Below are 13,861 nucleotides of genomic sequence, written 5' to 3' on the forward strand. Positions count from 1 at the left end.
CGGCCGCTCACCGAGTGCTACGACTGTCGGTACGTTCACGTCTCCGGGAGGTACGGGCATGGGGTGCTGCATCTTCGCGGCGATGGCGGCGATCGGGCCGCGGGTCGCGCTCGTCCTCACCTGGCTGTTCACGAACCTCGTGGACCGCGCCTTCAACGGCGTTCTGCTGCCGCTGCTCGGACTGATCCTGCTGCCGTGGACGACCCTGGGGTTCGTCCTCGCGTACGCCCCCGTCGCCGGTGTGCAGGGCATCGGCTGGATCGTGGTGCTGTGCGGGCTGCTGCTCGACCTGTCCAGCTACGGGGGCGGGGCGCGGTCCCGGCGCTGAACCCCTGCGCCCCTTCCCCGCTTGATGCATGCCGAAGGGCCCGGCCCGTCCACGCACGGACGAACCGGGCCCTTCAGCAGGGATACGGCCGCTACTTCTTCGCGTCGGCCCACTCCCGCTGCACCGTCAGGTCCCGCTTGACCTCGGCGAGCTGGACGGCGACCGCGCTCGGCGCCGTGCCGCCGCGGCCGGAGCGGGAGGCCAGGGCCCCCGGCACGTTCAGCACCGTGCGGACCTCGGGCGTGAGGTGCTCGGAGATCTTCGCGAACTGCTCGTCGGTGAGTTCGTCGAGCTCGATGCCCTGCTGCTCGCACTCCTTGACGCACTCGCCCGCGACCTCGTGCGCGACGCGGAACGGCACGCCCTGCTTCACCAGCCATTCGGCGATGTCCGTGGCGAGCGAGAAGCCGGCCGGGGCCAGCTCCTCCATGCGCTCCCGGTTGACCGTGAGCGTGGCCATCATGCCGGTGAACGCCGGGAGCAGTACTTCGAGCTGGTCGCAGGAGTCGAAGACCGGCTCCTTGTCCTCCTGGAGGTCGCGGTTGTACGCGAGCGGCAGGGCCTTGAGGGTCGCCATCAGCCCGGTGAGGTTCCCGACGAGGCGGCCCGACTTGCCGCGCGCCAGCTCGGCGATGTCCGGGTTCTTCTTCTGCGGCATGATCGACGAGCCGGTGGAGAAGGCGTCGTGGAGGGTGACGAAGGAGAACTCCTTCGTGTTCCAGATGATGATCTCCTCCGCGATCCGCGAGAGGTTGACGCCGATCATCGCCGTGATGAAGGCGAACTCGGCGACGAAGTCACGGGAGGCCGTGCCGTCGATGGAGTTGCCGACGGAGCCGTGCTCGAAGCCGAGATCCGCCGCGACCGCCTCGGGGTCGAGACCGAGCGAGGAGCCCGCGAGCGCGCCCGAGCCGTACGGGGAGACCGCCGTCCGCTCGTCCCACTGCCGCAGCCGCTCGGCATCCCGGGACAGGGGCTGGACGTGGGCCAGGACGTGGTGCGCGAAGAGCACGGGCTGGGCGTGCTGGAGGTGTGTGCGGCCCGGCATCGCGACGTCCGGGTGCGCCTCGGCGAGGCCGACGAGGGCCTCCTGGAGGTCCGCGATCAGGCCGCCGATGACGCGGGCGTGGTCGCGCAGGTACATCCGGAAGAGCGTCGCCACCTGGTCGTTGCGCGAGCGGCCCGCGCGCAGCTTGCCTCCGAGGTCCGGGCCGAGGCGCTCCAGGAGGCCGCGCTCCAGGGCGGTGTGCACGTCCTCGTCGGCGATGGTGCCGACGAACGAGCCGTCCGCGACGTCGGCCTCGAGCCGGTCCAGGCCGTCGATCATGCGGGTGAGCTCGTCCTGGGTGAGCAGGCCGGCCTTGTGGAGCACGCGCGCGTGGGCACGGGAGCCCGCGATGTCGTACGGGGCGAGGCGCCAGTCGAAGTGGACGGAGGCGGAGAGTTTCGCCAGGGCCTCGGCGGGGCCGTCGGCGAACCGGCCGCCCCAGAGGCGGACATCGCCGGTGTTGCTGCTCACGTGCTCTGCTCCTCAAGCCGGATGATGTGCGACCACGTGCACCGACCGCTTGCACGGATCACATTCACGGACCACAGTATCGCTCTGCATGATTATGCAGAGTTCCGCATGAATCGTCAATCCGGTCACCCGTCGGGGTCATAATCCCGGCATGGGTAAAAGCTACGAGCGCATCGACGGTCGTCTGCGCACCTTCATCGAGTCACAGCCGGTCTTCTTCACCGCCACCGCGCCGCTCGACGGCGACGGCACGGTGAACCTCTCCCCCAAGGGCCTCAAGGGCTCCTTCGCCGTCGTCGACGAACTGACCGTCGCCTACCTGGACTTCGCGGGCTCGAACGCCGAGACCATCGCCCACCTCCGCGAGAACGGCCGGATCACGCTCATGTGGTGCGCCTTCGAAGGGCCGCCCAACATCGTCCGGGTGCACGGCCGCGGCGAGCCCGTCTTCCGCGACGACCCGCGCTTCACCGAACTGCTCGGCCACTTCCCCACCATCGACCCGACCCGGCACGGCCTGCGCGCCGTCATCGTCGTACGGGCCGACCTGATCCGCGACACCTGTGGGTACGCGGTGCCGTTCATGACGTACGACGAGGACCGCGATCTGCACAGCAAGCGGTTCGCGCGCGAGGACGACGCCTCGCTCGACGCCTACTTCCACAAGAAGGAACACGTCGAGTTCAGCCTGGACGGGCTACCGGGGCTGCCCTTGCCGCTGCCGCCCGCTACGTTCTGACCCATGCGTCCCTTACGAGCAGGTATCGCCAGCGCTGTCGTGGTCTGTGCCGTACTCGGCGCCGCGCCCGCACCCGCCGCCTCGGCCGCCGCCCCGCTGCCCGCCCGCATGGCGGACACGGGCGGCGGCAGCCAGCTGATCACGGCCGAGGCGCCTCGCGCGTCCTCGACGAGCGGCACCGTCACCTGGTGGGACCGGCGGGCGGACGGCCGGTGGGCGAAGGCCGGTTCGGCGCCCGCGCGGTTCGGCGCGAAGGGCCTCGTCGAGGGGGTCCGGCGCAAGCAGGGCACGAACACGACGCCCACCGGTCTCTACGACCTGCCGTTCGCGTTCGGCAACGCGGCGGCGCCCGGCGGCACCTCCGTGCCGTACCGCCGGGTGCGCGGCACCTCCTGGTGGTGCCAGGACAACGCCTCGCGCTCCTACAACCGCTGGACCGAGCCGCGCCCGCGCGACTGCCGCGCCGCCGAGTCCGAGCGCCTCGCCGACTACGGGACGCAGTACGCGCACGCCCTGGTCATCGGCTTCAACTACCGGCGGCCGGTGCGCGGCCGGGGCGCCGGGATCTTCCTCCATGTGAACGGGCGCGCGGCGACGGCCGGTTGCGTGTCCGTGCCGAAGGCGGACATGCGGCGGATCCTCACCTGGGTGCGGCCGGGGCGGTCCCCTCACATGGCCATCGGAACGTCGGGCGGGGCGACGGCCCTCACCCGGTACTGAACCCGGCACCCCACCCGGCACCCATACGCATGTAGCGACCACATATCGAGACGCGCTTGCATCCGCGTACGACGACGGCGTTGCATCGCCCGGTGCACAGCGAAACCGAACAGACGATCCCCAGTTCCCCCGAGACGCCGCCCGGGGCGGGCGGGTCCGCCGACCGGGCGGCCCGGCTCGCGGTCACCGTGTTCCCCGTACTCGTGCTCGTCGCGGGCGCGCTGGGACTCGCCACGCCCGGCACCTTCGCCGGGTGGGGCACGAACGTGCCCTACCTGCTCGGCGTCGTGATGTTCTGCATGGGCCTGACCATGACCCTCGGCGACTTCAAGGGCGTCGCACAGCGTCCGTGGGCCGTCGGGCTCGGGCTCGTCGCGCACTACGTGATCATGCCGGGGCTCGGCTGGCTCATCGCGCACGCGCTCGGCCTGTCCCCGCAGCTGGCGGCCGGCGTGATCCTCGTCGGCTGCGCGCCGAGCGGCACCGCGTCCAATGTCGTGACCTTCCTGGCGCGCGGCGACGTCGCTCTGTCCGTCTCCGTCGCCACGGTCTCCACCGTGCTCGCGCCTCTGATCACCCCGCCGCTGACGCTGCTGCTCGCGGGCGCGTACCTGCCGGTGGACGCGGGGTCGATGATGACGGACATCCTCAAGACCGTGCTGCTGCCGGTCCTGGCGGGCCTGGTCGTACGGCTGGTGCTCGGCCGCTACGTGGACCGGGTGCTCGGCGTGCTGCCCTGGCTCTCCGCGCTGACCATCGCCGTGATCGTCGCGGTGGTGGTGGCGGGCAGCGCCGAGGCCATCAAGTCGGCGGCCGCCCTGGTGCTGCTGGCCGTCGTCCTGCACAACGGGCTCGGGCTCGCCCTCGGCTACGGCGCCGGAAAGGTCGCGCGGCTCGGGCCGCCGGCGTCGCGGGCGATGGCGTTCGAGGTCGGCATGCAGAACTCCGGCCTCGCCGCGTCCCTGGCCACGGCCCACTTCAGCCCGCTGGCCGCGCTGCCCGCCGCCGTGTTCTCGGTGTGGCACAACGTGTCGGGCGCGCTGGTCGCGGCCTGGATGTCGTACCGGGCCCGGGCGGCCGAGAAGGCCGTCAGCGAGGCCTGAGTTCTCAGCCGGGCGACAGAAGCCGACCAAGTCGACACTGGACAGGTGTAGACAGGTCGGCTTCTTCGTGTCTACGGTCTAGACATGCCTGGACAGGTTCACAAGCATCACCGAGTCGCCCACGTACTGGCCGAAGAGATCCGCACGGGCGTGCACGCCGACGGCAGCAGGCTGCCCGGCGAGCACGCGCTGCGCGAGCGGTTCGGGGTCAGCCGGACGACCGTACGGCAGGCCCTCGGCGTCCTCGGCGAGCAGGGACTCATCGAGACGCACGCGGGGATCGGCTCGATCGTCACCTTCGACGGCACCCCGCTCGACCAGCGCCTGGGCTGGACCCGCGCGCTCGCCGAGCAGGGCACGGAACTCACCACGCGGACGCTGCGGTTCGAGCGGATACAGGACACGGCTCTCGCCGCCGAACTCGGCCTGGAGAGCTCCGAGTTCATCGCGCTCGACCGCGTCCGGCGACTGCCCGACGAACACGGTGTGTCGCTGGAGTTCAGCCGGGTGCCCGCGGTCGGGCCGCTGGCCGATCTGGTCGAGCGCGGCCTCGACGGCGGCTCCCTGAGCCGGTCGCTCGCCGCGGCCGGCCGGGTCCCCGAGTCCGGCGAGGCGCACATCGCCGTCGCCGGACTCGACGCGCCCCATGCCGCGGCCCTGCGGCGCTCCCCCGGCGAGTCCTTCCTCCGCGTCGCCCAGGTGTTCCGCGACGCGGACGGGGGCGTGGTCGAGCAGGTGACGAGCCTGCTGGACCCGTCCCGTTTCCAATTGCACGTACGTACCGGCCGAGGAGGCCACCTGTGAGCGACACCCCCGACCCCGTCCTTTTCGACCGCGCCGCAGGGGCGTTCTACGGGCTCGCGCTCGGCGACGCCCTGGGCATGCCGACGCAGGTCATGTCGCGCGAGGAGGTCGTCCGCGCCTACGGCACCCTGAGCGGCTTCGAGCCCGCGCGGCCCGACAACCCGGTCAGCGCCGGGATGCCCGCCGGGTCCGTCACGGACGACACCGACCAGGCGGTCATCGTGGCGCGGCTGATCGTGGAGGGCGGCGGGCACGTCGACCCGCTGCGGTTCGCCGAGGAACTCCTGTCCTGGGAACGGGAGATGAAGGCCAAGGGCTCCTTCGACCTGCTCGGCCCCTCGACGAAGGCGGCGCTCGACGCGGTGGCCCGTGGCACCGACCCGAAGGAGGCCGGCAAGTACGGCACCACGAACGGCTCCGCGATGCGGGTCACCCCGGTCGGCATCGCCTTCTCCCGCACCCCCACCTCGTCCCCGGCCGACACCGAGTCCTTCCTTGACCGGGTCGTCGAGTCCTGCCAGGTCACGCACGACACGAACATCGGCATCGCGGGCGCGGCGGCCGTCGCCGCGGCCGTCTCCACCGGCGTCGGGGGCGGCTCGCTCGACGACGTCTTCGACGCGGCGATCGCCGCGTCGGCGGCCGGGGCGCGGCGCGGCCACTGGATCGCGGGCGCGAGCATCCCGGCACGCATCGGCTGGGCGCGCGAGCTGGTCGTGGGCCTCGACGAGGCCGCGGCGCTCGACCGGATCGACACGCTCATCGGCACCAGCGTGGCCAGCCAGGAGTCCGTCCCCGCGGCCTTCGCGGTGCTCGCGCTGACCGGCGGCGACCCGTGGCGGTCGGCGCTCCTCGCGGCGAACCTCGGCGGCGACAGCGACACGATCGGCGCCATCGCGGGGGCGATCGCCGGTTCCGTCCGCGGTCTGGGCGCCCTGCCCGCCGACGCCGTACGCACCCTGCGCGAGGTCAACGGGCTCGAACTGGAGCCGCTGACAAGGCAGTTGCTCACTTTCCGCACCGCCCCCTGAGAGCCACCGGCCTCACCCCCGCCCCCGTCCTCACCCCTGTCCCCGTCCTCACCCCCGTCTGTACCGAACTTGAGCAAGGAGGTTCCGCGATGGCCGCTTCAACGAAGAACGACCGCGTCGGCACCGTGGAGACCCGAGGGATCGAACCGGTCCCCGACAGCGAGCGGCACGGCCACGCGGGCCAGATGTTCTGGACGTGGTTCGCCGCCAACATCTCGATTCTCGGGCTGCCGCTCGGTGCGACGCTGGTCGCCTTCCGCGGCCTGAACATCTGGCAGGCCGTGCTCGTCGCGGTCGTCGGCGCGGTCGGCTCGTTCGCGCTGGTCGGCGCGCTCAGTCTGGCGGGCAAGAAGGGCGGCGCGCCCGCACTCACCCTGTCCCGCGCGGTGTTCGGACAGCGCGGCAACCACGGGCCGACGCTGGTGTCATGGCTCAGCCGGGTCGGCTGGGAGACGATCACCACGACCACGGCGGCGTACGCGCTGCTCGCCCTGCTCAACACGCTCTTCGGTGTCGGCAAGGGCACCGTGCTCACGCTGGTCTGTCTGCTGGTCTTCATCGTCTGCACGCTGCTGATCAGCGGGCTCGGGCACGCCACCATCATGTGGATCAACAAGTGGGCGACGGTCGTCTTCGGCGTCCTGAACCTGATCGTGATGGGCTTCCTCGTCGCGACCGTGGACTGGTCGAAGGTCCTGGACACCCCGGCGGGACCGGTCAGCGGTGTCGTCGCGGGGATCGGTTTCATCGCCGCGGGCACCGGCATCGGATGGGCCAACGCCGGTGCGGACTATGCCCGTTACCTGCCGCGCTCGATCCCCGGCGGGCGGCTCGTGCGGGCCTCCGCGTTCGGCGCGGGCATCCCGCTGGTGCTGCTGATCTCGCTCGGCTCGCTGCTCACGGCGGGTGACCCGTCGCTCGCCACGTCGGCCGACCCGGTCGCGGCGATCAACGCGATGCTGCCGTCGTGGATGGCGGTGCCGTACCTGATCGCGGCGTTCGGCGGACTGCTGATGTCCAACCACCTGTCCACGTACTCGGCCGGCCTGACGATGATCACGCTCGGCCTGCGCGTTCCGCGGGCCTGGGCCGTCTGTGTGGACGTCGTCCTGATGTTCCTCGGCGGCGTCTACTTCATGCTGATCGCGGACGACTTCTACGGCCCGTTCAGCACGTTCCTCACGCTGCTCGCCGTGCCGATCTCGGCGTGGATCGGGGTGATCGCCGTCGACATGCTGCGCGGCCGCGCGTACGACCCGTCGGCGGTGATGGACACCGGGCGAGGCAGCCGGTACTGGTACCGCGGCGGTTTCCATCTGCCCGCCGTTCTCGCGTGGGTGGCGGCGATCGTGGCCGGCCTGCTGTTCACGACGGCCTCGACAAGCGCCGACGACGTGTGGTTCGAGGGGCCGCTGGCCGGCTCGTGGTTCGGCGAGAACGGGCTCGGCTGGCTCGTCGCGATCGTCGTGGGCGGTGCGGTGTACGCGCTGCTCGGGCGCCGCACGCCGGTGACCCTCGACTCCCCCGACTCCGACTCCTTCGCCCTTGAGGAGGCCACCCGATGACCGGCCCGACCACCGCCGACTCCCGTGTCGTGCTCGCCGGGAACGTCATCGCCGACCTGGTCATCGACGTTCCTACGCTGCCGGAGCGCGGCGGCGACGTGATCGGTACCCGTACCGCGCTGTACGCGGGCGGCGGCTTCAACACCCTGACGGCGGCACGGCGGCTCGGTGCCCGGGCCGTGTACGCGGGGCTGCACGGCACCGGCCCCTACGGCGAGCTGGTGCGGGCCTCGCTCGCGGCGGAGGGTGTCGAGGCGCTGCTTCCGGTACGTACCGACGGCGACACGGGGTTCTGTGTGGCGCTGGTCGACGGGGGCGGCGAGCGGACGTTCGTGACGAGCTTCGGGGTCGACGCGCGCATGACGCGGGACGAGGCGGCGGGCATCGCCGCTGCCGTGCGCGCCGGCGACCTCGTGCAGGTCTCCGGATACGGCCTGGTGATGGAGGTCAACGGACCGCTGCTGTCCGCGCTGGTGGCAGGCCTTCCCGACGAGGTACGGGTCTGCTTCGACCCGGCGCCTCTGGTGGCGGACATTCCGGCCGAGGTGCTTGATCCGGTGCTGGCCCGCACGGACTGGCTGTCCTGCAACGCGCGGGAGGCCCGTCTGATGTCCGGTGTGGCCGAACCGCGGGAGGCTGCGCTCGCGCTGCGCGGGCGGCTGCGGGACGGGGCCGGGGTGCTGGTGCGGGCCGACGCGGACGGGTGCTTCTTGGCTCCGCCCGGCTCCGGGGATGTGGTGCATGTGCCTGGGTTCCCCGTGGAGGCCGTGGACAGCAACGGGGCCGGGGATGCGCATGTCGGGGCGTTCTTGGCGCTGTTGGGGCGGGGGGTTGCGGCGGTTGATGCGGCTCGGGGTGCCAATGCGGCGGCGGCGCTTGCCGTTACCCGTAGGGGGCCTGCGACCGGGCCCACCCGGGGTGAGCTTGCCTCGTTCGTGGGGCCCGCGCTGGCTGAGGTGCTCGGGCTGGTCTGACGCTCCCCCGGCGTTGAAGTCGAGGTCACGGGGCTCCGCCCCGGACCCCGCTCCTCAAGCGCCGGAGGGGCTTGCTTGTTGCGGGGGCGGTCAGTGGTCGTTCTGCGCCAGGCGTAGCAGGTGCTCCGCCAGGGCCTGGCCTCCTGCCGGGTCCCGGCTGATCAGCATCAGCGTGTCGTCGCCCGCGATCGTGCCGAGGATGACGTGCAGTTCGGCCTGGTCGATGGCCGAGGCCAGGAACTGGGCCGCGCCCGGCGGTGTGCGGAGCACCACCAGGTTCGCCGAGGCCTCCGCGGAGATGAGCAGCTCGCCGGCGAGGCGGCGCATGCGCTCCTCCTTGGCCGATTCGCCGAGCGGGGCGTGCGGGGTGCGGAAGCCGCCCTCGCTGGGCACGGCGTAGATCAGCTCGCCACCGGTGTTGCGGATCTTGACCGCGCCCAGCTCGTCCAGGTCCCGGGAGAGCGTGGCCTGGGTGACGTTGAGTCCGTCGTCGGCGAGCAGCTTCGCCAACTGGCTCTGTGAGCGCACCGGTTGCCGGTTGAGGATATCCACGATCCGGCGGTGGCGCGCGGTGCGCGTCTGCGGCACGGCAGGGCCGTGGGCGAGCGCGGCGTTCGTGGCGGTCCGCTCAAGGTTCTCTGCGTGCTCCGCTTTGCTGCTCATCGTCGTCGTCCCATTCCTCAGACTCCTGCTTCCCCGTCGGCCGCGGCAGCATCCAGGACCGCGGGCAGCGCCGCGAGGAACACGTCCGCTTCGGCGTCGGTCAGGTTCAGCGGGGGCATGAGCCGGACGACGTCGGGTGCGGGCGCGTTCACCAGGAGGCCCGCGTCCTGGGCCGCCTGCTGCACCTGGGGTGCGCGCGGCCCGGTGAGCACGATACCCAGCAGAAGGCCCGCGCCCCGGACATGGCTGACCAACGGGTGGCCGAGCGATTCGATTCCGGCCGTGAGCTTCTCGCCGATGCTTTTGGTGTTCTGCAGCAGGCCCTCGGCCGTGATGGTGTCGAGGACGGCGAGCCCGGCGGCGCAGGCGACGGGGTTGCCGCCGAACGTCGTGCCGTGCTGACCGGGCTTGAGCAGCTTCGCGGCCTCGCCGAAGGCGATGGTCGCGCCGAGCGGCAGGCCGCCGCCGAGGCCCTTGGCGAGCGTGACGACATCCGGCTCGATGCCTTCCGCCGCCTGGTACGCGAACCAGTGACCGGTCCGGCCGACGCCGGTCTGCACCTCGTCGAGGACGAGCAGGGTGCCGGTGGCCCGGGTGATCTCCCGGGCCGCCTTGAGGTATCCGTCGCCGGGCACGACCACACCGTTCTCGCCCTGGATCGGCTCGATGATGACGAAGGCCGTGGATTCGGTGACGGCTGCCCGGAGCGCGTCCTCATCCCCGTACGGGACATGTGTGACGTCGCCCGGAAGCGGCGTGAAGCCGTCCTGCTTTCCGGGCTGGCCGGTGAGGGAGAGAGCGCCCATGGTCCGGCCGTGGAAGCCGCCGGTCGTGGCGACCATGTGGCGCCGCCCGGTGAGCCGGCCGATCTTGAAGGCGCCTTCGTTGGCCTCGGCGCCGGAGTTGCAGAAGAAGACGGCGCCGTCCCGGCCGAAGAGCTGGAGGAGCCGCTCGGCGAGGGCGATGGGCGGCTCGGCGATGAAGAGGTTCGATACGTGGCCGAGCGAGCCGATCTGGGTGCTGACCGCTTCGACGACCGCCGGGTGGGCGTGGCCCAGCGCGTTGACCGCGATGCCGCCGACGAAGTCCAGGTACTCGGTGCCGTCGGCGTCCCACAGCTTGGTGCCGGCGCCCTTGACCAGGGGCAGTCGCGGCGTGCCGTAGTTGTTCATCAGGGCGCCCTGCCAGCGCTGGGTGAGCTCCTGGTTCGCGGTGCCGGTCATGCTGCGTCCCCCTGTTCCCCGTGGTCCTGTGCGTCGGGCACGACCATCGTGCCGATGCCTTCGTCGGTGAAGATCTCCAGCAGGATCGAGTGCTGGACGCGGCCGTCGATGACGCGGGCGGTGTGCACGCCGTTGCGTACGGCGTGCAGGCAGCCCTCCATCTTCGGCACCATGCCGCTCGCCAGGTCCGGGAGCAGCTTCTCGAGTTCGGTGGCGGTGAGCCGGCTGATGACCTCGTCGCTGTGGGGCCAGTCCTCGTAGAGGCCCTCGACGTCGGTCAGCACCATCAGCGTCTCGGCGTCCAGCGCAGCAGCGAGTGCCGCAGCCGCCGTATCAGCATTGACGTTGTAGACATGGTGATCGTCCTGGGAGCGGGCGATCGAGGAGACGACCGGGATACGGCCGTCGGCGAGCAGGGCCTCGATGGCGCCGGTGTCGATCTCGGTGATCTCTCCGACGCGGCCGATGTCGACCAACTCGCCCTCGATGCGGGGCTGGTGCTTGGTGGCGGTGATGGTGTGCGCGTCCTCGCCGGTGAGGCCGACGGCGAGCGGGCCGTGCTGGTTGAGCAGGCCGACGAGTTCGCGCTGGACCTGTCCTGCGAGCACCATCCGTACGACGTCCATGGCGTCCTCGGTGGTGACCCGCAGGCCCGCCTTGAACTCGCTCACGATGCCGTGCCGGTCGAGGGCCTTGCTGATCTGCGGGCCGCCGCCGTGCACGACGACGGGCTTGAGCCCGGCGTGGTGCAGGAAGACGACGTCCTGGGCGAAGGCGGCCTTCAGCTCCTCGTCCACCATGGCGTTCCCGCCGAACTTGATGACGACGGTCTTGCCGTGGTGCCGGGTCAGCCAGGGCAGCGCCTCGATGAGGATCTGGGCCTTGGGGAGCGCGGTGTGCTTCCGCGCGGCGGGCTGGTTCATGAGGAGTACGCGCTGTTCTCGTGGACGTAGTCGGCGGTCAGGTCGTTCGTCCAGATCGTCGCCGTCTCGCCGCCCGCGGCGAGGTCGGCGGTGATGGTGACCTCCCGGAAGCGCATGTCGACCTTGGAGCGGTCCTCGCCGACGCCGCCGTTCTTGCAGACCCAGACGCCGTTGATCGCGACGTTGAGCCGGTCCGGTTCGAAAGCGGCCCGCGTCGTGCCGATGGCGGAGAGGACGCGGCCCCAGTTGGGGTCCTCGCCGTGGAGGGCGCACTTGAGGAGGTTGTTGCGGGCGATGGAGCGGCCCACCTCGACGGCGTCGTCCTCGCTCGCCGCGTTGACCACCTCGACCTTGATGTCCTTGCTGGCGCCCTCGGCGTCGCCGATGAGCTGGCGCCCGAGGTCGTCGCAGACGGAGCGGACGGCCTCGGCGAACTCGGCGTACTCCGGGGCGACTTCGGAGGCTCCCGAGGCGAGCAGCAGCACCGTGTCGTTGGTGGACATGCAGCCGTCGGAGTCGACCCGGTCGAAAGTGACGCGGGTGGCGTCGCGCAGGGCCTTGTCGAGGGCGTCGCTGTCGAGGTCGGCGTCGGTGGTGAGGACGACGAGCATGGTGGCGAGGCCGGGTGCGAGCATGCCCGCGCCCTTGGCCATGCCGCCGACGGTCCAGCCGTCGCCCTCGTACACGGCGGTCTTGTGCACGGTGTCGGTGGTCTTGATGGCGATGGCGGCCTTCTCGCCGCCGTGCTCGGAGAGCCGGGCGGCCGCGGTCTCCACGCCCGGGAGCAGCTTGTCCATGGGGAGCAGGACGCCGATGAGCCCGGTGGACGCGACGGCGACCTCGCCCGCGTTCAGGTCGAGGACCTCGGCGACCTTCTCGGCGGTGGCGTGCGTGTCCTGGAAGCCCTTGGGACCCGTACAGGCGTTGGCGCCACCGGAGTTGAGGACGACCGCCGAGACGAGTCCGCCCTTGAGGACCTGCTCGGACCAGAGGACCGGGGCGGCCTTGACGCGGTTGGAGGTGAAGACGCCCGCGGCGGCCAGGCGGGGTCCGCGGTTGACCACGAGGGCCAGGTCCGGGGTCCCGCTGTCCTTGATTCCGGCGGTGATACCCGCGGCCTGGAATCCCTTGGCTGCCGTCACACTCACGGCGCGACTCCGATCGTAGAGAGCCCGGTCGTCTCGTCGAGACCCAGGGCGATGTTCAGGGACTGAACGGCACCGCCGGCGGTGCCCTTGGTGAGGTTGTCGATGGCGCTGATGACGATGACGCGGCCCGCGGCCTCGTCGAACGCGACCTGGATCTGCACGGCGTTCGACCCGTACACCGCCGCCGTGGCGGGCCACTGCCCCTCGGGCAGCAGGTCCACGAACGGCTCGTCGGCGAACGCCTTCTCGTACGCGGCCCGGACCGTCTCGGCGGTGACGCCGTCCTTGGCCTTGGCGCTGCACGTGGCGAGGATGCCGCGCGGCATCGGGGCGAGCGTCGGCGTGAAGGACACGGAGACCCTCTCGCCGGCGGCCGCGCTGAGGTTCTGGATCATCTCGGGGGTGTGCCGGTGGCCGCCCCCGACGCCGTACGGCGTCATGTTCCCCATGACCTCGCTGCCGAGGAGGTGGGGCTTGGCCGCCTTGCCCGCGCCGGAGGTGCCGGACGCGGCGACGATGACGGCTTCGCTCTCCACGAGCCCCGCCCCGTAGGCCGGGAACAGCGCGAGCGACACGGCGGTCGGGTAGCAACCGGGCACGGCAATGCGCTTGGTGCCCTCCAACGCGGCGCGGCCGCCCGGCAGTTCGGGAAGTCCGTAGGGCCAGGTACCGGCGTGCGGGCTGCCGTAGAACTTCTCCCAGTCCCCCGCGTCCTGGAGCCGGAAGTCGGCGCCCATGTCGACGACGAGGACATCGGGGCCGAGCTGCTCGGCGACGGCGGCGGACTGCCCGTGGGGCAGCGCCAGGAAGACGACCTCGTGCCCCGCGAGCACCTCGGGGGTGGTTTCCTGGAGTACACGGTCGGCGAGCGGGCGGAGGTGCGGCTGCAGCGCGCCGAGCCGCTGTCCCGCGTTCGAGTTGCCCGTCAGGGCGCCGATCTCCACCTCGGGGTGCGCGAGCAGCAGGCGCAGCACTTCGCCGCCCGCGTATCCACTCGCTCCCGCCACTGCTGCGCGTACCGCCATGGAACCCTCCTCTTGGATGGCATGACTATACGTCGCTGTGCACGTTTATGCAATCAAGTGAGCCCTCGACGCCGGAGACCGCAGCCGCCCGCTTGA

General features: G+C 71.5%; 14 protein-coding genes. 8 read left to right on the plus strand and 6 right to left on the minus strand.

The window, feature by feature from the left end; all coding sequences use genetic code 11:
• The first annotated feature begins 58 nt into the window (after positions 1–58).
• Positions 59–328 carry a hypothetical protein gene (locus AB0J02_RS19335; protein WP_363194912.1) on the plus strand — a complete coding sequence of 90 codons (270 nt, stop codon included), beginning with the start codon at positions 59–61 and terminating at the stop codon, positions 326–328.
• 91 nt (positions 329–419) lie between these two features.
• On the opposite strand, the gene argH is transcribed toward AB0J02_RS19335, so the two are convergent.
• A complete protein-coding gene (gene argH, locus AB0J02_RS19340) occupies positions 420–1,847 on the minus strand; it encodes an argininosuccinate lyase (protein ID WP_363194913.1) in 1,428 nt (475 codons plus the stop codon).
• A 151-nt stretch (positions 1,848–1,998) separates the two neighbouring features.
• Here argH and AB0J02_RS19345 point away from each other — a divergent pair, with 151 nt between their 5' ends.
• The 7 genes from AB0J02_RS19345 to AB0J02_RS19375 all read left to right on the plus strand — a co-directional run bounded on the left by AB0J02_RS19345 (position 1,999) and on the right by AB0J02_RS19375 (position 8,783).
• A complete protein-coding gene (locus tag AB0J02_RS19345) occupies positions 1,999–2,586 on the plus strand; it encodes a pyridoxamine 5'-phosphate oxidase family protein (protein WP_363194914.1) in 588 nt (195 codons plus the stop codon).
• A 3-nt stretch (positions 2,587–2,589) separates the two neighbouring features.
• Positions 2,590–3,306, plus strand: a complete 717-nt coding sequence (locus AB0J02_RS19350) for a L,D-transpeptidase family protein (RefSeq protein ID WP_363194915.1) — start codon at positions 2,590–2,592, stop codon at positions 3,304–3,306.
• A 92-nt stretch (positions 3,307–3,398) separates the two neighbouring features.
• Positions 3,399–4,409, plus strand: a complete 1,011-nt coding sequence (locus AB0J02_RS19355; RefSeq protein WP_363194916.1) for a bile acid:sodium symporter family protein — start codon at positions 3,399–3,401, stop codon at positions 4,407–4,409.
• 84 nt (positions 4,410–4,493) lie between these two features.
• Positions 4,494–5,213 carry a GntR family transcriptional regulator gene (locus AB0J02_RS19360; RefSeq protein ID WP_363194917.1) on the plus strand — a complete coding sequence of 240 codons (720 nt, stop codon included), beginning with the start codon at positions 4,494–4,496 and terminating at the stop codon, positions 5,211–5,213.
• A complete protein-coding gene (locus tag AB0J02_RS19365; protein ID WP_363194918.1) occupies positions 5,210–6,244 on the plus strand; it encodes an ADP-ribosylglycohydrolase family protein in 1,035 nt (344 codons plus the stop codon). Before AB0J02_RS19360 ends, AB0J02_RS19365 begins: the two co-directional genes overlap by 4 nt.
• Before the next feature lie 89 nt (positions 6,245–6,333).
• On the plus strand, positions 6,334–7,809 hold the full coding sequence (locus AB0J02_RS19370) for a cytosine permease (RefSeq protein WP_363194919.1): 1,476 nt from the start codon (positions 6,334–6,336) through the stop codon (positions 7,807–7,809).
• Complete coding sequence (locus AB0J02_RS19375; RefSeq protein ID WP_363194920.1) at positions 7,806–8,783, plus strand: PfkB family carbohydrate kinase; 978 nt, start codon at positions 7,806–7,808, stop codon at positions 8,781–8,783. Before AB0J02_RS19370 ends, AB0J02_RS19375 begins: the two co-directional genes overlap by 4 nt.
• Positions 8,784–8,873: 90 nt before the next feature.
• Here the strand turns inward: AB0J02_RS19375 and AB0J02_RS19380 are convergent, their stop codons facing one another.
• From AB0J02_RS19380 to argC, 5 genes are read right to left on the minus strand one after another with little or no spacing between them, the layout of a single operon-like run.
• Positions 8,874–9,446 carry an arginine repressor gene (locus tag AB0J02_RS19380; protein WP_363194921.1) on the minus strand — a complete coding sequence of 191 codons (573 nt, stop codon included), beginning with the start codon at positions 9,444–9,446 and terminating at the stop codon, positions 8,874–8,876.
• A 17-nt stretch (positions 9,447–9,463) separates the two neighbouring features.
• Positions 9,464–10,669, minus strand: coding sequence for an acetylornithine transaminase (locus tag AB0J02_RS19385; protein ID WP_363194922.1), 1,206 nt, complete (start codon positions 10,667–10,669; stop codon positions 9,464–9,466).
• On the minus strand, positions 10,666–11,592 hold the full coding sequence (argB, locus tag AB0J02_RS19390) for an acetylglutamate kinase (protein WP_363194923.1): 927 nt from the start codon (positions 11,590–11,592) through the stop codon (positions 10,666–10,668). Before argB ends, AB0J02_RS19385 begins: the two co-directional genes overlap by 4 nt.
• Entirely contained in the window at positions 11,589–12,740 is a 1,152-nt protein-coding gene (gene argJ / locus AB0J02_RS19395) for a bifunctional glutamate N-acetyltransferase/amino-acid acetyltransferase ArgJ (protein ID WP_363194924.1), read from the minus strand. Before argJ ends, argB begins: the two co-directional genes overlap by 4 nt.
• The gene (gene argC / locus AB0J02_RS19400) at positions 12,737–13,765 is read right to left on the minus strand and encodes an N-acetyl-gamma-glutamyl-phosphate reductase (RefSeq protein ID WP_363194925.1); all 1,029 of its coding nucleotides are present in this window, start codon (positions 13,763–13,765) and stop codon (positions 12,737–12,739) included. Before argC ends, argJ begins: the two co-directional genes overlap by 4 nt.
• Positions 13,766–13,861: the final 96 nt, after the last annotated feature.

The organism is Streptomyces sp. NPDC050264 (assembly GCF_040655895.1).
Taxonomy (GTDB): domain Bacteria; phylum Actinomycetota; class Actinomycetes; order Streptomycetales; family Streptomycetaceae; genus Streptomyces.